The organism is Pseudomonas sp. 22490 (genome assembly GCF_052044465.1).
Taxonomy (GTDB): Bacteria; Pseudomonadota; Gammaproteobacteria; order Pseudomonadales; family Pseudomonadaceae; genus Pseudomonas; species Pseudomonas aeruginosa.
Window position 1 is genome coordinate 12358 of the sequence record NZ_JBQENS010000004.1, and the last position, 16410, is coordinate 28767.

15 protein-coding genes are annotated in these 16410 nt (G+C 67.1%); 5 read left to right on the forward strand and 10 right to left on the reverse strand.

The window, feature by feature from the left end; translation table 11 throughout:
- Positions 1-2610 carry a glycosyltransferase NdvB gene (gene ndvB / locus ACTJJX_RS05535; RefSeq protein ID WP_016851878.1) on the reverse strand — a complete coding sequence of 870 codons (2610 nt, stop codon included), beginning with the start codon at positions 2608-2610 and terminating at the stop codon, positions 1-3.
- Between the two features lie 211 nt (positions 2611-2821).
- Between ndvB and tcdA the strand changes: the two genes are divergently transcribed.
- Positions 2822-3634 carry a tRNA cyclic N6-threonylcarbamoyladenosine(37) synthase TcdA gene (tcdA, locus tag ACTJJX_RS05540; RefSeq protein ID WP_003086553.1) on the forward strand — a complete coding sequence of 271 codons (813 nt, stop codon included), beginning with the start codon at positions 2822-2824 and terminating at the stop codon, positions 3632-3634.
- Here tcdA and ACTJJX_RS05545 read toward each other — a convergent pair whose 3' ends face one another.
- Positions 3635-4363: a 4'-phosphopantetheinyl transferase family protein gene (locus ACTJJX_RS05545; RefSeq protein ID WP_003082383.1), complete on the reverse strand. Its 729-nt coding sequence runs from the start codon at positions 4361-4363 to the stop codon at positions 3635-3637.
- Positions 4364-4590: 227 nt separating this feature from the next.
- Positions 4591-5379 carry a dienelactone hydrolase family protein gene (locus ACTJJX_RS05550; protein WP_015648384.1) on the reverse strand — a complete coding sequence of 263 codons (789 nt, stop codon included), beginning with the start codon at positions 5377-5379 and terminating at the stop codon, positions 4591-4593.
- A gap of 175 nt (positions 5380-5554) precedes the next feature.
- Here ACTJJX_RS05550 and ACTJJX_RS05555 point away from each other — a divergent pair, with 175 nt between their 5' ends.
- The 3 genes from ACTJJX_RS05555 (at position 5555) to loxA (ending at position 9181) form a co-directional block, all read left to right on the forward strand.
- Positions 5555-6226 carry a polysaccharide lyase family 7 protein gene (locus tag ACTJJX_RS05555; protein WP_003106699.1) on the forward strand — a complete coding sequence of 224 codons (672 nt, stop codon included), beginning with the start codon at positions 5555-5557 and terminating at the stop codon, positions 6224-6226.
- A gap of 499 nt (positions 6227-6725) precedes the next feature.
- Complete coding sequence (locus ACTJJX_RS05560; RefSeq protein WP_003082401.1) at positions 6726-7046, forward strand: hypothetical protein; 321 nt, start codon at positions 6726-6728, stop codon at positions 7044-7046.
- A 77-nt stretch (positions 7047-7123) separates the two neighbouring features.
- Positions 7124-9181: a lipoxygenase LoxA gene (gene loxA / locus ACTJJX_RS05565; protein WP_016851877.1), complete on the forward strand. Its 2058-nt coding sequence runs from the start codon at positions 7124-7126 to the stop codon at positions 9179-9181.
- A gap of 43 nt (positions 9182-9224) precedes the next feature.
- Here loxA and ACTJJX_RS05570 read toward each other — a convergent pair whose 3' ends face one another.
- Positions 9225-9959 (reverse strand): TerC family protein, encoded by a 735-nt coding sequence (locus tag ACTJJX_RS05570; RefSeq protein ID WP_003106697.1) that lies wholly within the window; start codon positions 9957-9959, stop codon positions 9225-9227.
- A 456-nt stretch (positions 9960-10415) separates the two neighbouring features.
- On the opposite strand from ACTJJX_RS05570, the gene ACTJJX_RS05575 reads away from it, so the two are divergent.
- Positions 10416-11612: a lytic murein transglycosylase gene (locus tag ACTJJX_RS05575; RefSeq protein ID WP_003106696.1), complete on the forward strand. Its 1197-nt coding sequence runs from the start codon at positions 10416-10418 to the stop codon at positions 11610-11612.
- A 21-nt stretch (positions 11613-11633) separates the two neighbouring features.
- Here ACTJJX_RS05575 and ACTJJX_RS05580 read toward each other — a convergent pair whose 3' ends face one another.
- From ACTJJX_RS05580 to napE, 6 genes are read right to left on the reverse strand one after another with little or no spacing between them, the layout of a single operon-like run.
- Positions 11634-12230: a cytochrome c3 family protein gene (locus ACTJJX_RS05580; protein WP_003082412.1), complete on the reverse strand. Its 597-nt coding sequence runs from the start codon at positions 12228-12230 to the stop codon at positions 11634-11636.
- Between the two features lie 10 nt (positions 12231-12240).
- A complete protein-coding gene (locus tag ACTJJX_RS05585) occupies positions 12241-12732 on the reverse strand; it encodes a nitrate reductase cytochrome c-type subunit (RefSeq protein ID WP_003082414.1) in 492 nt (163 codons plus the stop codon).
- Between the two features lie 10 nt (positions 12733-12742).
- Positions 12743-15247, reverse strand: a complete 2505-nt coding sequence (gene napA / locus ACTJJX_RS05590; protein ID WP_003107632.1) for a nitrate reductase catalytic subunit NapA — start codon at positions 15245-15247, stop codon at positions 12743-12745.
- Positions 15228-15557, reverse strand: coding sequence for a chaperone NapD (locus tag ACTJJX_RS05595; protein WP_003082422.1), 330 nt, complete (start codon positions 15555-15557; stop codon positions 15228-15230). The genes napA and ACTJJX_RS05595 overlap by 20 nt, the downstream gene beginning before the upstream one ends.
- The gene (napF, locus tag ACTJJX_RS05600) at positions 15550-16041 is read right to left on the reverse strand and encodes a ferredoxin-type protein NapF (RefSeq protein WP_003116340.1); all 492 of its coding nucleotides are present in this window, start codon (positions 16039-16041) and stop codon (positions 15550-15552) included. Before napF ends, ACTJJX_RS05595 begins: the two co-directional genes overlap by 8 nt.
- 8 nt (positions 16042-16049) lie before the next feature.
- Positions 16050-16217 carry a periplasmic nitrate reductase, NapE protein gene (gene napE / locus ACTJJX_RS05605; RefSeq protein WP_003082429.1) on the reverse strand — a complete coding sequence of 56 codons (168 nt, stop codon included), beginning with the start codon at positions 16215-16217 and terminating at the stop codon, positions 16050-16052.
- Between the last annotated feature and the right edge of the window lie 193 nt (positions 16218-16410).

Sequence of the window (16410 nt, forward strand, 5' to 3'; positions counted from 1 at the left end):
TCAACCGCCGATCCGCTCGGCGCCGCCGGCCAGTTCCTCGCGCGGTTTCGGCAGCGACGAGAGCAGGGCCATGACCAGCGCCGCCAGGTAGGGCAGCGATTGCACCAGGAGCATGGCGACCCAGATCAGCAGGTCGCGGCTCGGCACGCCCTGAACCGCCACGATGCCGGCCGCCGCGCCCCACAGAAGGAGCATCACGAAGACTTCCTCGCGGGCCTCCGCCAGGGCCACCAGCAGGCCGTGGCTGGAGCGCATCTTCGGCGTGCGGAAGAACGGGATGCCGCGGGTGACGAAGCCGTACAGCACCGCCTTGGCGATGGTGTGCGAGAGCGACAGGCCGGCGAGGGCGGCGAAGAACGAGTCGCGCAGGTCGACGCCGACGGTGCGCCGGTAGAGGAAGAGGATCTTGCCGACCTTGAAGGCGAACAGGGCCAGCGGCAGGATCGCGAAGATCAGCAGCGGCGGGTCGACGCGCTTGGGCACGATGATCATCGCCGCCGACCAGAGCAGCGCGCCGAGGGTGAAGAAGATGTTCAGGCCGTCGGCGATCCACGGCAGCCAGCCGGCCACGAAGTGGTAGCGCTGGCCGCGGGTCAGGCGGCTGCCGTCGAGACCGCGGCCGCGCAGCAGGGCGTCGGTATGCCGCTTCATGATCTGGATCGCGCCGTAGGCCCAGCGGAAGCGCTGCTTCTTGAAGTCGATGAAGGTATCGGGCATCACCCCCTTGCCGTAGCTGCGCTCGAAGTAGGCGGCCGACAGGCCCTTCTCGAACACCCGCAGACCCAGCTCGGCGTCCTCGGTGATGCACCATTCCGGCCATCTCAGCTCGTCCAGCACGCTGCGCCGGATCATGGTCATGGTGCCGTGCTCGATGATCGCGTCGCGGTCGTTGCGGGTGACCATGCCGATGTGGAAGAAGCCCTTGTACTCGGCGTAGCAGAGCCGCTTGAAGGCGCTCTCGTGCTGGTCGCGGTAGTCCTGCGGCGACTGCACCACGGCGATCCGCGGGTCGCTGAAGTGCGGCACCATGTGCCTGAGCCAGTCGGGGTCGACGCAGTAGTCGGCGTCGATCACCGCGACCACCTCGACGTCCGCCGCCACGTGGCCCAGGGCGAAGTTCAGCGCGCCGGCCTTGAAGCCTTCCAGCGGGGCGACGTGGAAGAAGCGGAAGCGCTCGCCCAGGCGCGCGCAGTGCGCCTCGACCGGCTGCCAGACGGCCGGGTCGCGGGTGTTGTTGTCGATCACCAGGACTTCGTAGTCCGGGTAGTCGAGGCGGGCAAGGGCGTCGAGGGTCTGCTTCAGCAGTTCCGGCGGCTCGTTGTAGCAGGGCACGTGGATCGACACCTTGGGCCGATAGGCCTGCGCGGCGGTGATCGGCAGGAACGGCCGGCGCCGCTTGCGCGTCCAGACCGCCTCGGCCAGCTCGTGGGCCTCGGTGAACAGCACGATGACCACCCCCAGCGCGCCGACGCCCAGCAACGCGCCGACGGTCAGGCTGAACCAGGTGCTGTACTGCTGGCTGTAGTCGTAGGCGATCCACACCAGCACCGAGGCGCAGGCGAACGAGACCACGGCGAGGAAGGTCCTCCCGCGCTGGCGCAGCGAGGAACTGTCGATCAGCAGCAGGGTGAAGGCGAGTACCGCGAGTACCGCCGAGGCGATGGCCAGGGCGCGCCACTTGGGAATCGGCACCACCGGCCCGGTGAAGTTGAACTTGGCCTTGCGGTCGGCGTTGTAGACGCCCCAGTAGGCGCCCACCGAGCCTTCGGCGCTGACCTTCCAGGGCTGGTCGAAGGCTTCGATGACGAAGTAGCTGTAGCCTTCGCCGTTGAGCGCGTTGGTCAGGCGCCGCAGGTAGATGGCCTGGTCCGCGGGTGTCGCCTCGGCGCTGCCGCGCATGCGCCCGTTGCTCGGCCAGCCGACCTCGGCGAGCAGCAGCGGCTTCCTCGGGAAGGCGGCCTTGAGTTCGCGCGCGCGTTCGAGCACGAAGTCCACCGCGTCGGCCACCGGCGTGGCCTCCCAGTAGGGCAGGACGTGGGCGGCGATCAGGTCGACGTGTTGCGCCAGTTCCGGGTGTTCGCGGTAGACGTGCCACTGTTCGGCGGTGGTCACCGGAACCTTGACCGCCGCGCGGACCCGGTCGAGGTAGGCGATCAACTGTTCTGCCGTCACCTCGCGGCGGAACAGCGCCTCGTTGCCGACTATCACCCGCACCACGCTCGGCGACTCGTTGGCGATGCGGATGGCGCGGGCGATCTCGGCCTCGTTGCCGGCCAGGTCCGGGCCGAGCCAGATGCCCAGGCTGACGCGCAGGCCGAACGCCTCGGCCAGCGCCGGGATGTCGCCGAGCGCGCCCTGGACCGAATAGGTGCGGATGCTGTGGGTGTGCCGGGCGACCAGTTCCAGGTCGGCGCGCATCTGTTCGGCGCTGGGGTAGCGGCCGCTCTGCGGATTCTGGTTGAGGCGGAACGGCGAGAAGGAGAAGCCGGAGATGCGTTCCGGCCAGTCCGGTACGCTGACCGGACGGTTGTACAGGGCCCAGATGCCGGTGAAGAGGGCGGCCAGGGCGACGATGACCACCAGGTTGAGCCCGATCTTGCGTGAAGACATAGAGATGAAACCAGGTTCCGGATGTTTCGCTGAACACGGGGCGGCGCATGCTACCCCGCACCCCCCGGGGTGTACAGGCACCGGGCCGGCGGGTCTGTTGCAAGTCTAGTCCGGCCTGCGCGACGAGCCGTAAGAACGCAGGCGACGCGGCGGCCGCGGCTTTTTATAATGCGCGCGGCAATCCGCGATTCGGTTTCAGAGGTGGTTGGTGATGCAGGTGGATGAACAGCGCTTCGGCGGTATCGGCCGGTTGTACGGTCGCGAGGGGCTGCAACGCCTGGCCGATAGCCACGTCGCGGTGGTCGGCATCGGCGGGGTCGGTTCCTGGGCGGCGGAAGCGCTGGCCCGCAGCGGCGTCGGCGAGATTTCCCTGTTCGACCTCGACGATGTCTGCGTGACCAACACCAACCGCCAGGTGCATGCCATCGAAGGCTCGGTGGGCAAGGCCAAGGTCGAGGTGATGGCGGCGCGCATCCGGGCCATCAACCCGGCCTGCCGGGTCCACGCGGTGGCCGATTTCGTCACCCGCGAGACCATGGCCGAGTACATCGTCGACTTCGACTACCTGATCGACTGCATCGATAGCGTGGCCGCCAAGGCCGCGCTGATCGCCTGGTGCAAGCGGCGCAAGATCCCGGTGATCACCACCGGCGGCGCCGGTGGCCAGGTCGACCCGACGCAGATCCAGGTCGCCGACCTGAACAAGACCTTCAACGACCCGCTGGCGGCCAAGGTGCGTTCCACCCTGCGCCGCGACTACAACTTCTCGCGCACGCCGGGGCGCACCTACAGCGTGCCCTGCGTGTTCTCCAGCGAACAACTGCGCTACCCGAAGCCGGACGGCACGGTGTGCCAGTCGAAGAGTTTCGTCGGCGAAGGGGTGAAGCTGGACTGCGCCGGCGGCTTCGGCGCGGTGATGATGGTCACCGCCACCTTCGGCATGGTCGCCGCCGCCCGCGCCGTCGAGCGCCTGGCGGAAGGCCGCGCGCTGCGGCCGTCGCGGCGCACGCCGGGGAACGCCTGATCAGGCGCCGACCGCCACCAGGCTGAGCAGGCGTTCGTCGAGCACGGCGAACTGGGCGTCCAGCTCGCTGCCGTGGCGCCACTCCGGCGACAGGTCGGTGAGCAGGCGCAGCCGGGCCTGGCCGTCGGCGCGCCATTCCAGCAGTTCCGCATGTTCGAAATAGAAGCGCTTGCCCACCAGCGGATAGAGCGCCTTGAACAGGCTTTCCTTCAGCGAGAACGCCAGGGTCACCAGCAGGCCGGTGCGTCGCTCCAGGTCGTCGGCGAAGCGCAGGCGCTCGCCTTCGGTGAGTATCTCGCCATGCAGGTAGCGCGCCCGTTCGGCTTCGAGCAGGGTTTCCACGTCCAGGCCGAGCCCGCGCCAGTCGCCGCGCGCCGCCACCAGGGCGGCGGCCCAGCGGTCGCCATGGGTGATCGAGCCGCTGATCGCGGCCGGCCAGACCGGTGCGCGGTCCTCGCCGACGGCCGGCGTCTGGGCGCGGCCATCGAGGGCGAACAGGGCGGCGCGTGCGCAGAGGCGCCCGGCGAGAAACTCGGCCTGGCGCTTGGCCACCGCGCGGAGGATGTTCGCCGGCGGCTGGATGCCGGCCAGGGCGAAGTCGCCGGGTTGCAGCAGCGCCGGGTCGAAGCGGGTGCTGCGCAGTTGCACGCCGGGCAGCGCGACGGGCAGCGGCCAGCGGTCGTCCAGCGGGGTGCAGAAGGAGGGGAGACGGTCGTTCATGGCGCGCATTGTGCCGGTTCCCGACGTGGCCCACCAGTCACGCGGCGCTTACACAAGATTGCAAAAGCGCAACAAAGGAAAACGGACCGCGAGGCCCGGTTTTGACAGACTGCGCCGCGCATTCCTGTGGAATGCAGGTGAGGTTGTTTGTTGATGACGGGATACTGTCCTGTCTCGACCTTTCAAGACGGGAGTCCCTCCGGGGACTCCCGTTTTTTTATGCGTCGGCGCAGGGTTCAACCCTGCCCGAAGATGTCCTTGAGGAACGCCTGCAGGTCTGCCCAGGAGCGCTGGTCGGCCTGGCGGTCGTAGCCGATGTCCAGGCCGTGGCCTTTGTGCGCGTCGGCGTCGGGGTTGGTGAAGCCGTGTTTGGCGTCGTCCTGGATCACCACCCGGTAGTCGGCGCCGGCGGCGTTCAGTTCCTGTTTCAGGGCGTCGAGGTCCTTGGCCGGGACCAGGCTGTCGGCGCTGCCGTGCTCCACCAGGATCTTCGCCTTGACGCTGCCCTTGCTGGCCGGGGTGGCGGTGCCGAGGGCGCCGTGGAAGCTCGCCACGCCGGCCAGCGGCAGGCCCTGGCGGGCCATGTCGAGGACGATCTTGCCGCCGAAGCAGTAGCCGACCGCGGCGATCTGGCTGGGATCGGTCTGCGGTTGCCGCTTCAGCAGTTCCAGGCCGGCGAGGAAGCGCGCCTTGGCGGCGTCGGCATCCCGGGTCGCGGCCTGCATGAAGGCCATCGCGTCCTGCGGGTGCTCGGTGTGCTTGCCTTCGCCGTACATGTCGATGGCCAGGGCGCTGTAGCCGAGTTCGGCGAGGTCGCGGGCGCGGCGTTTGGCATAGTCGTTGAGCCCCCACCATTCGTGGACCACGATGACCCCAGGGCGGATCCCCGGCTTGCTGTCGTCGTAGGCGAAATAGCCGACCATGCGCGTGCCGTCTGCGCTCCGGTAAGGCATCTCGCGGGTCTGGATAGCGGCCTGGGCGCTGGCGGCGCAGGCGATGAACAGCAGGGCGCAGAGCAGGCGCATGGCATCTCTCCGTGAAAGGGTCCCCGATCAAGATAGACGCTTGTGCGCGAGACGCGGGGAAAACCCTCGGTGCCGGCCTTGCGCCGCTCAAACGCGGGCCATTCGGCCAGGCAAAGCGTGCGCCGCTCATCTACCCTATGGGCGAGTCCCTTCCCCTCGCTAGGACACCGTCTGGATGCCTGACCTGAGTACCTGGAACCTGACCATTCCCCAGGGCCGCCCGGCCATCACCATCTCCACCAGCCAATTGCAGCGCGACTACCGCAGCGACTATTTCCAGCGCACCGCCGACGGCATTCGCTTCTGGGTGCCGGTGAACGGCAGCCACACGCGCAACAGCGAGTTCCCGCGCAGCGAGTTGCGCGAGACCCTGTCCAGCGGCAGGCCCTACAACTGGCGTTACGCCAGGGCCGACAACTGGCTGGAGGCGACTCTGCGCATCGAGGCGGTGCCCTCGACCCGGCGCATGATCATCGGCCAGATCCACAGCGATGGCAGCAATAGCGGCCAGGCCGCGCCGCTGGTGAAGCTGCTCTACCAGTTGCGGCTCGACCAGGGGCGGGTCCAGGCGCTGGTCCGCGAGCGGCCGGACGACGGCGGGACCAGAGCCTACACACTGATGGACGGGATTCCTCTCGGCCAGCCGTTCAGCTACCGCATCGGCGTGTCTCGCAGCGGATTGCTCAGCGTGTCGGTGAATGGTAGCGCCCTGGAGCAGCAACTGGACCCGCAGTGGGCCTACCAGGGCCTTTATTTCAAGGCCGGACTCTACCTGCAGGACAACCGCGGACCGTCCAGCGAGGGCGGGCGGGCGACATTCAGCGAGCTGCGCGTTAGCCATCAATGAGCGGTCGAGGCGTCTGCGCCGCGGACTTCGCGTTGTCGTGGCGCTTCGCAACTGCCAGATCTGGCAGGCGCGGAAGAAGGAAAACCTGGCCCGGAAAAAAATATCCGTATTTTTCCAAGGGGAAATAGGCCGCGCGATCTGGCGATTCTGGTACTTCAGTACAGGGAACCGCCTTGGCGTATCGCCCCGAATAAATGTGACGTTTTGCGCAGCGCCCTTCCGGGTTTGCACGATTGGTATAGCCCTGGCTGGATGAAATTCACTCTTGCCGCTGGCCAGCGTAGTTCTTTGCAAGTCAAAAGTTCGCCGTCAATAATTATTGTGGATAACTATTGTTCCAGGCTTTTCCTGTCAACTGTGCGAAGCGTCAGCTTATTGCCGGTTTTTCCTCTCGCTATTGCTTTCTCCACGTTCCGAAGAAGTTCGGGCGTACAGGTTTCTTTGCTGTTTTCAGCGAGAACCATTCGTTTCAACAATTCGAATATGTGGAGATTCAGAAATGAAAAATCAGGTGAATGCCCTGGCGGTTCTAAGTGTGGGTGAAATCGAACAAGTTTCTGGCGCAGGGACTTTCCTGGGCGATGCCATCATCAACGGCGTCTACGCGGCCAACTCCTTCCTGAACTCGCCGCTGTTCTCCAGCATCGGCAACGCGGCCAGCGCCATCGGCCTCAACCGTACCCACGAGCTGGTCGACCTGCTGGCCTTCCAGGTGCCTTCGGTGGCGGCGATCACCGTCGGCAAGATTCTCGGCGGGACCGACAACCATAATGTTCCGTTGCATTACAACAAGGAAAGCGGCGAAGGGCTTTACAGCTGATCGCAACCTGTTGAAAGAGCGATTCGATGCTCAGGCATCGAGTCGTTCCTGGTTAATGCATTGATGGAGTCGATGATATGAAACGCAGGAGTGTGCTCTTGTCGGGTGTCGCCCTGAGTGGAACCGCACTGGCCAATGACTCGATATTCTTTTCACCCTTGAAATACCTCGGGGCGGAACAACAGCGATCTATCGATGCCTCGCGAAGTTTGCTGGACAACCTGATTCCGCCGAGTTTGCCGCAATATGACAACCTGGCCGGAAAGTTGGCGCGGCGTGCGGTATTGACCAGCAAGAAACTGGTATATGTCTGGACCGAGAACTTCGTCAATGTCAAAGGCGTGCCGATGGCCCGCTCGGTGCCGCTGGGCGAGTTGCCGAATGTCGACTGGCTGTTGAAGACCGCCGGGGTGATCGTCGAGCTGATCGTCAATTTCGTCGCCTCGTTGCCGGCGTCGGCCGCCGCGCAGTTCGAGCGGATCGCCACCGGGCTCAGCGGTGACCTGGAGGCGGCGCGCCAGGTCCACGAGGCGTTGCTGGAGGAGGCGAAGAACGATCCGGCCGCGGCCGGCAGCCTGCTGCTGCGCTTCACGGAGTTGCAGACGCGGGTGATCGCCTTACTGACGCGGGTCGGCCTGCTGGTCGACGACATCCTCAAGAGCGCCAGCAACCTGGTTACCCAGGGTGGACAGGGCGACGGCCTGAATCGCTTCCGCGCGGTGTTCGGCACCCTACGCCTGCCGGAGGTCGCCGACAGCTTCCGTGACGACGAAGCGTTCGCCTACTGGCGGGTGGCCGGGCCTAATCCGCTGCTGATCCGCCGCGTCGATGCGCTGCCGGCCAACTTTCCGCTGGGCGAAGAGCAGTTCCGCCGGGTGATGGGCGCCGACGACAGCTTGCTGGAGGCCGCCGCCAGCCGCCGCCTGTACCTGCTGGACTACGCCGAGCTGGGCAAGCTGGCGCCGTCGGGAGCGGTGGACAAACTGCTCACCGGGACGGGCTTCGCCTATGCGCCGATCGCCCTGTTCGCCCTTGGCAAGGATCGGGCGAGGCTGTTGCCGGTGGCCATCCAGTGCGGCCAGGACCCCGCTACCCATCCGATGTTCGTGCGTCCCGCGGAGTCGGAGAGTGATCTGTACTGGGGTTGGCAGATGGCCAAGACGGTGGTCCAGGTCGCCGAGGAGAACTACCACGAGATGTTCGTCCACCTGGCCCAGACCCACCTGGTGAGCGAGGCGTTCTGCCTGGCCACCCAGCGTACCCTGGCGCCCAGCCATCCGCTGCACGTCCTGCTCGCCCCGCACTTCGAGGGCACCCTGTTCATCAACGAGGGGGCGGCGCGGATCCTGTTGCCCAGCGCGGGCTTCATCGACGTGATGTTCGCCGCGCCGATCCAGGACACCCAGGCCACCGCCGGCGGCAACCGGCTGGGGTTCGACTTCTACCGCGGCATGTTGCCGGAGAGCCTGAAGGCGCGGAACGTCGACGACCCGGCCGCGTTACCGGACTACCCCTACCGCGACGACGGCCTGCTGGTGTGGAATGCGATCCGCCAGTGGGCGGCCGACTACGTGGCGGTGTACTACGCCAGCGACGGCGACGTCACCGGTGACGTCGAACTGGCGGCCTGGGTCGGCGAAGTGATCGGCAGCGGCAAGGTGGCCGGGTTCCGCCCGATCACCGGTCGCAGCCAACTGGTCGAGGTGCTGACCATGGTGATCTTCACCGCCTCCGCGCAGCATGCGGCGGTCAATTTTCCCCAGCCTTCGATGATGACCTACGCGCCAGCGATCTGCGCCATGAGCGCGGCGCCGGCACCGGACTCGCCGAGCGGCAAGAGCGAGGCCGACTGGTTGAAGATGATGCCGCCGACCCTGGTGGCGCTGGAGAAGGTGAACATCTATCACCTGCTCGGTTCGGTCTACCACGGTCGCCTCGGCGACTACCGGCAGACCGGGTTCCCCTACGCGCCGGTGTTTTCGGACAGGCGGGTGACCGCCAGCGGCGGCCCGCTGGAGCGCTTCCAGGCACGCCTGAAGGAGGTCGAGGCGACCATTCGCACGCGCAACCAGGCGCGCCGCAGGCCCTACGAGTACCTGTTGCCGAGCCGGATCCCGGCGAGCACCAATATCTGAGCCGGAGAAAGAGGACGGGGCGCCCCCGGGCGCCCCGTTGCTCTTAGCGGCCTTCGCTTTCGGCGGCGTCCGCCGGCGCGGCATGCCGCTGCTTCAACTGGCGGCGCGCCAGGAGGCTGCCGAGGAGGATCACGAACAGCGCGCCGAAGGCCGCCGCACCGTAGTGCAGGTAGGAATCCCATTGCGCGTAGGGCGCCAGCCAGGGCTTCAGGGCGCTGTCGGTGAGCAGCATGCCGCCGGCGATCCAGCCGAGCAGGCCGCCGCCGAAGAGGATGATCAGCGGGAAGCGGTCGATCAGGCGCAGGATCAGTTGGCTGCCCCAGACGATGATCGGGATGCTGATCAGCACGCCCAGGGAGACCAGGAAGAAATCCCCGGCCGAGGCGGCGGACAGGGCGATGACGTTGTCCAGGCTCATCACCGCGTCGGCGATGATGATGGTCTTGATCGCGCCGAGCAGGTGGGTGCTGCCCTTGATGTCGTCGCCGTTCTCCTCCTCCGGCAGCAGCAGCTTGATGCCGATCCACAGCAGCAGGAGCGCGCCGATTACCTTGAGGTAGGGCAGGTCGAGCAGGTGCAGGGCGAAGAACAGCAGCAGGATGCGGATCAGGATGGCACCGGCGACGCCGCCGAAGATCGCCTGTTTGCGCCGGTGCGCCGGCAGGTGCCGGCAGGCGAGGGCGATGACTACGGCGTTGTCGCCGCCCAGGAGGATATCGATGGCGACGATCTGCAGCAGGGCTGTCCAGAACGTCGGGTCGCTCAACCAGTGGATCAAGGTTGTACTCCGAAACGTGTAGTGAGGGTGGAAAGCCCGGGGCGGTGGCGGGTGGCGGCCGCCCGGCTTTCCTGCGGTGGTCTGGGACCGTCGGGGCCGGCTCCGGCTTGTGGACGGAGGCGGGGAACACTGCTTGGACCGGCGAACGCCCGGCCAGTGCCCGGAAAACGGACGCGCGGGTGGCGCAGCGCGTTCGGGCACGGATGTGACGCGGCGGATCGGCCGCGAGACACCCGGCATGCGTATTCCGCCGCCAGTCTGCCCGAGCAAGGTTTCACCCGCCTTTCAGGGCGGAGATGGCGCCGCACCCGGCGGGACGGTAGGCTAGTGGCCCGTGTGGCTGACTCGACCAGTCGAACGCCGATCACCGAGTCAACCGTACAGGCCACCAGGCCTTCGGCGCCGGGGGAAGCCCGCCGGTGCCATGGATGACCGTTCACCGTACAAGGAAACCCCATGCGCAGTCTTCTTCTCTCCTCGCTGGCCCTGCTACCCGCCCTGGCCCTGGCGCAACCCGACGCCTCGAGCTTCCCTTCCTGCCTCGCCGGCCTGCAGAAGAAGGCCCAGGCGCAGGGCATTTCCGCCGACAGTTATGAGCGCTTCACCAGCGGCCTGCAGGCCGACCTCAGCGTGCTCGACCTGCTCGACGCGCAGCCGGAGTTCACCACCCCGCTGTGGGACTACCTGGCCGGTCTGGTGGACGAGCAGCGGGTCAGCGATGGCAAGGCGATGCTCGCCCAGCACGACAAGCTGCTCGACCAGGTGGCCGCGCGCTACGGCGTGGACAAGTACACGGTGGTGGCGGTGTGGGGCGTGGAAAGCGACTACGGGCGGATCTTCGGCAAGCGTCCGCTGCTGACCTCGCTGTCGACCCTGTCCTGCTACGGGCGCCGCCAGTCGTTCTTCCAGGGCGAGTTCCTCGCCACCCTGAAGCTGTTGCAGGCCGGCGACATCCGCGACGCCGGCATCACCGGCTCCTGGGCCGGGGCCTTCGGCCATACCCAGTTCATGCCATCGACCTACGCGCGGATCGCCGTGGACTTCGACGGCGACGGTCGCCGCGACCTGGTAGGCAGCGTGCCGGATGCCCTCGGTTCCACCGCCAACTACCTGAAGAAGGCTGGCTGGCGCACGGGACAGCCGTGGGGCTATGAAGTGAAGGTGCCGGCCGACTTCCCCGCCAGCCTGGCCGGGCGCGGCAAGCGCCAGCCGCTGTCGGCCTGGGTCGCCCGTGGGGTGAGGCGGGTCGACGGCCAGCCGCTGCCGGGCGGCGACGAGAAGGCCGCGATTCTCCTGCCGACCGGGGCCCAGGGTCCGGCCTTCCTGGTCTATCGCAACTACGATGCGATCTATTCCTACAACGCCGCGGAAAGCTACGCGCTGGCCATCGCCCTGCTTTCCGACCGCCTGCGCGGCGGCAGCGGCCTGGTGGCGTCCTGGCCGACCGACGACCCGGGCATCAGCCGGCTCGAGCGCAAGCAATTGCAGAAGGCGTTGCTGGCGCGCGGCTACGACATCGGCGAGGCCGACGGGCTGATCGGCACCAGCACGCGCAAGGCGATCCAGGCCGAGCAGAAGCGCCTCGGCCTGACCCCGGCCGACGGTCGCGCCGGGCGCAAGATCCTCGAGGCGCTGAAGGGCGCCCAGCCCTGATTGCGCCGCGNGCGGGCGGCGCTACCAGCCCTTCACCCCGGTCATGTCCGGCAGGTGGTGGGCGATCCCCTTGTGGCAGTCGATGCAGGTGGCTTCGCCGCTGGCCAGGGCGGTGGAGTGCATCTGCCGCGCGCGCACGCTCTGCCGGGTGAAGTCCATGAACTCGAAGTTGTGGCAGTTGCGGCATTCCAGCGAATCGTTGGCCTTGAGTCGTGCCCATTCGTGCTCGGCCAGCTCGCGGCGGTGATCGAGGAATTTCTCGCGGGTGTTGATGGTGCCGAAGATCTTGCCCCAGACCTCCTTGGAGGCCTGCATCTTGCGCGCGATCTTGTCGGTCCACTTGTGTGGCACGTGGCAGTCGGGACAGGTGGCGCGGACTCCGGAACGGTTGCTGTAGTGGATGGTGTCCTTGAGTTCGACGAACACGTTGTCGCGCATCTCGTGGCAGGAAATGCAGAAGGTCTCGGTGTTGGTCGCCTCCAGGGCGGTGTTGAAGCCGCCCCAGAAGACGATCCCGGCGATGAAGCCGCCGAGGGTGAGGAAGCCCAGGCTGAAATGCACGCTGGGACGACGCAGGACCCGCCAGTAACCGGCCAGCCAGGCGATGAGTGCTTTCATGCGGCCTCCCTCAGGGTTTGCGCGCCGCATTGGCGGCTTCTTTCTCGAGGATCTGGTCGATGTTCTCGAAGCGGTTGTCGACCAGCGGCTTTACGTCCTGTTGCGGCACATGGCACTGCACGCAGAAGTAGCGGCGCGGCGAGACGGCGGCCAGCGGCTGGCCGTCGCGGTCCATGTAGTGGGTGATGCTGATCATCACCGCCTGGGTTCGCGCGCTGTTGGCGCGGCTGTGGCAGGACAGGCACTTGTTGCTGTCCTTGTCGATGCGATAGCCGACGATGCTGTGGGGAATGGTCGGCGGCTGCTCGGGGTAGTTGCGCTCGCGTTTCAGGTCCTTGTTTTCCTCGGCCGCCAGCGGCGGCGCGGGGCGGCTTTCGGCCAGCGTGCCGCCGGGGCGGCGGCCGTCGGGGGCGGGCGCGTCCAGCGGGTAGCCGAGGTCGGCGGCGAAGGCCGCGGGGGCGCCGAGCAGGACGAGGAGCAGGGCAGTCAGCAGAGGTTTCATGGCGCGCTCCTCAGGCCAGGTTGAGCAGTTCGATGCGAACGGCGCACTTCTTGTAGTCGGTCTGCTTGGAAATCGGGTCGGTGGCGTCCAGGGTGACCTTGTTGATCAGCTTGTTGGCGTCGAAGAACGGCACGAACACCAGCCCCTGGGGCGGCTTGTTGCGCCCGCGGGTCTCGACCCGCGCGCGGATCTCGCCGCGCCGGCTCACCACCTTGACCTCGCTGCCGCGGCGCAGCTTGAGCTGGCGCGCATCCTCCGGGTGCATGTAGACCAGCGCGTCGGGCACCGCCTTGTACAGCTCCGGGACCCGCGCGGTCATGCTCCCGGTGTGCCAGTGTTCGAGCACCCGGCCGGTGGCGAGCCAGAACGGGTAGTCCTGGTCCGGCGCCTCGGCCGGCGGCTCGTAGGGCAGGGCGAAGACGATCGCCTTCTTGTCCGGATAGCCATAGAACTGCACGCCGCTGCCCTTGCTCACGTAGGGGTCGTAGCCTTCGCGGTAGCGCCAGCGGGTCTCCTTGCCGTCCACCACCGGCCAGCGCAGGCCGCGCGCCTCGTGGTAGGCGTCGAAGGGGGCGAGGTCGTGGCCGTGGCCGCGACCGAAGGCGGCGTATTCCTCGAACAGACCCTTCTGGATATAGAAGCCGAATGCGTCGACCTCGTCGTTGGCGTAGCCCTTGGCCAGGTCGCTGGCCGGGAAGCGGTCGACCTGGCCGTTGCGGAACAGCACGTCGTAGAGGGTCTTGCCCTTCAGCTCGGGGGCCTTCGCCAGCAGTTCCGCGGGCCAGACCTCGTCGGTGGTGAAGCGCTTGGAGAATTCCACCAACTGCCAGAGGTCGGACTTCGCCTCGCCCGGTGCCTTCACCAACTGGTGCCAGAACTGCGTGCGGCGCTCGGCATTGCCGAAGGCGCCTTCCTTCTCCACCCACATGGCGCTGGGCAGGATCAGGTCGGCGGCCTGGGCCGAGACGGTGGGGTAGACGTCGGAGACGATCACGAAGTTGTCCGGGTTGCGCCAGCCGGGCAGCACTTCCTGCATCACGTTGGGACCGGCCTGCATGTTGTTGCTGACCTGGGTCCAGTAGACGTTGAGCACGCCGTCCTTGAGCATCCGGCTCTGCTGCACGGCGTGGAAGCCGACCTTCTCCTGGATGGTGCCGGCCGGCACCTTCCAGATCTTCTCCGCGGTTTCCCGGTGCTTCGGGTTGGTCACCACCAGGTCGGCGGGGAGCCGGTGGGAGAAGGTGCCGACCTCGCGCGCGGTGCCGCAGGCCGAGGGCTGGCCGGTGAGCGAGAAGGGGCTGTTGCCCGGTTCGCTGATCTTCCCGGTGAGCAGGTGGATGTTGTAGATCAGGTTGTTCGCCCAGACCCCGCGGGTGTGCTGGTTGAAGCCCATGGTCCAGAACGACACCACCTTGCGCTTGGGGTCGGCGTAGAGTTCGGCGAGGGCCTTCAGCCGCTCGGCCGGCACGCCGCTTTCGCGCGCGGTGCGCTCCAGGGTATAGGGCTTGACGAACTCGGCGAAGGCCTTGAAGTCGATATCGCTCCAGGTGTTGGCCTTGTCGGCGTTCTTCGCCTTCTTCTCCAGCGGGTCGTCCGGGCGCAGGCCGTAGCCGATGTCCTCGGCGCCATGGGCGAAGCGCACGTGGCGCTCGACGAAGTCGCGGTTCACCGCGCCGCTCTCGATGATGTGGTTGGCGATATAGTTGAGGATGATCAGGTCGGTCTGCGGCTTGAACACCATGGGCAAGTCGGCCAGCTCGAAGCTGCGGTGCTCGAAGGTGGACAGCACCGCGACCTTGACCTGCGGCGCGCTGAGCCGGCGGTCGGTGACCCGCGACCAGAGCACCGGGTGCATCTCGGCCATGTTCGAGCCCCAGAGGACGAAGCTGTCGGTGGCCTCGATGTCGTCGTAGCAGCCCATCGGCTCGTCCATGCCGAAGCTGCGCATGAAGCCCATCACCGCCGAGGCCATGCAGTGGCGGGCGTTGGGGTCGATGTTGTTGCTGCGCAGGCCGGCCTTGAACAGCTTGTTCGCCGCATAGCCTTCCCAGACCGTCCACTGGCCGGAGCCGAACATGCCGACCGACTCCGGTCCCTTGGCCTTGAGCGCGGCCTTGAACTTCTCGGCCATGATGTCGAAGGCCTGTTCCCAACTGATCGGCTGGAACTCGCCCTGCTTGTCGAACTTGCCGTCCTTCATGCGCAGCAGTGGGCGGGTCAGGCGGTCGCTGCCGTACATGATCTTCGACAGGAAGTAGCCCTTCACGCAGTTGATCCCGCGGTTGACCTCGGCCTTGATGTCGCCATGGGTGGCCACCACCTGGCCGTCGCGGGTGGCGACCATCACGCTGCAACCGGTGCCGCAGAAGCGGCAGGGGGCCTTGTTCCAGACCAGGCTGGTGACGTCCGCCTCGGTCACCAGGTTGCTGGCGCGGACCAGGATCGGCAGGCCGGCCGCCGCCGCGGCGATGGCGGCGGCGTTGGCCTTGGCGAATTCACGACGGGTGAGGTTCATCGATTGTCTCCTCGGGCGAGCACGGTATCGCGCGGTCGGTCATGGCCGCCGCGTCGTTGCTATCGTCGTCGTGCAGGATCTCGTGGTAGACCAGCACGGCGTTGAGCACTCCTGGCAGGTTCTGCAACTGGCCCAGGGTGTCGAGAATCTGTTCTTCGCGTTCGGCTTCCAGCACCAGGATCAGCTTGCCCTGCGGGCTTTCCTGGTAGATCTCCAGGCCGTCGAGCAGCGCCAGGTTGGCCTTCACCGCCGGCAGTCGCTCGGGCCGGCAATGCAGGATGAGGCTGGCGATCTGCAGGGCTTCAGGCATGTCGTGGAGACTCCTTGGTGGATAGCGCGCGCAGTTGGATGGCCTGGCTCGGACAGGGCGCCAGGCAGGCGCCGCAGCCGTTGCAGCGCTGGCTGTCCAGCTCGGCCAGGGCGACGCCGCCAGGGGCCGGGCGGAAGCGGATCGCGGCGGGTTCGCAGGCGTCCTGGCAACTGCGGCAGTGGATCCCGGCCAGGGCCAGGCAGGCTTCGCCGATCGTGGCGATCCAGGGGAAGGCCGGGCGCGCGCCATCGAACAGGCCGGCCTCGCAGCGGCTGGCGCATTCCCCGCACAGCGTGCAGCCGGCGCTGGAGAGGTCGAGTTCGACGAGCCGACCGGCGCCGAGCTTCAGCACGCCTTCCGGGCAGGCCTCGACGCAGGCGGCGCAGCCTGTGCAGCCTGCGGCGAAGTCGGCGGCGGTCCACGGCGGGCGACGCGTCGGCGGGTGCCCGCCGAGGCGGCGGAACAGCTCTCGGCGACTGCTCATACCCGACTTCAGGCCGGCGGCCCGGGCGGGCCGGCCAGTAGCTGGTACATCCAGACGCAGAAACCGAAGCCGCCGACCAGTGCGACGGACAGCAGCGGGAACAGGCAGATCACGAGAAACAGGAAGAGCCTGGCTTCCATGCCCTTGACGCGTCCCTGGTCGGGTTGTTCGTTCATTGGCCCAGCCTCTATGCAGGCGACTGTAGAAAGCCTAGACCCTACTGGCAGTACGGGCAAAAACCTCGCCGAGCCGGCGCGCGGCAGCCTGGAAACAGAGCGTTCGCCGGCAAACGCGAGTCGTTCAGCCCGGGTTCAGCAAGCGTTCAGGGGCGGTTCAGTACCCTGTCCGTACTCTGCAAGCCGTGAACGA

Coding starts and splice junctions, on each gene's coding strand:
- ACTJJX_RS05585 (WP_003082414.1), bottom strand. CDS start 12,732: ATGAAACCTCTGCTGACTGCCCTGCTCCTCGTCCTGCTCGGCGCCCCC.
- ACTJJX_RS05575 (WP_003106696.1), top strand. CDS start 10,416: ATGCGCAGTCTTCTTCTCTCCTCGCTGGCCCTGCTACCCGCCCTGGCC.
- ACTJJX_RS05560 (WP_003082401.1), top strand. CDS start 6,726: ATGAAAAATCAGGTGAATGCCCTGGCGGTTCTAAGTGTGGGTGAAATC.
- ACTJJX_RS05595 (WP_003082422.1), bottom strand. CDS start 15,557: ATGCCTGAAGCCCTGCAGATCGCCAGCCTCATCCTGCATTGCCGGCCC.
- napF (WP_003116340.1), bottom strand. CDS start 16,041: ATGAGCAGTCGCCGAGAGCTGTTCCGCCGCCTCGGCGGGCACCCGCCG.
- ACTJJX_RS05555 (WP_003106699.1), top strand. CDS start 5,555: ATGCCTGACCTGAGTACCTGGAACCTGACCATTCCCCAGGGCCGCCCG.
- ACTJJX_RS05550 (WP_015648384.1), bottom strand. CDS start 5,379: ATGCGCCTGCTCTGCGCCCTGCTGTTCATCGCCTGCGCCGCCAGCGCC.
- tcdA (WP_003086553.1), top strand. CDS start 2,822: ATGCAGGTGGATGAACAGCGCTTCGGCGGTATCGGCCGGTTGTACGGT.
- napE (WP_003082429.1), bottom strand. CDS start 16,217: ATGAACGAACAACCCGACCAGGGACGCGTCAAGGGCATGGAAGCCAGG.
- ACTJJX_RS05545 (WP_003082383.1), bottom strand. CDS start 4,363: ATGCGCGCCATGAACGACCGTCTCCCCTCCTTCTGCACCCCGCTGGAC.
- napA (WP_003107632.1), bottom strand. CDS start 15,247: ATGAACCTCACCCGTCGTGAATTCGCCAAGGCCAACGCCGCCGCCATC.
- ndvB (WP_016851878.1), bottom strand. CDS start 2,610: ATGTCTTCACGCAAGATCGGGCTCAACCTGGTGGTCATCGTCGCCCTG.
- loxA (WP_016851877.1), top strand. CDS start 7,124: ATGAAACGCAGGAGTGTGCTCTTGTCGGGTGTCGCCCTGAGTGGAACC.
- ACTJJX_RS05580 (WP_003082412.1), bottom strand. CDS start 12,230: ATGAAAGCACTCATCGCCTGGCTGGCCGGTTACTGGCGGGTCCTGCGT.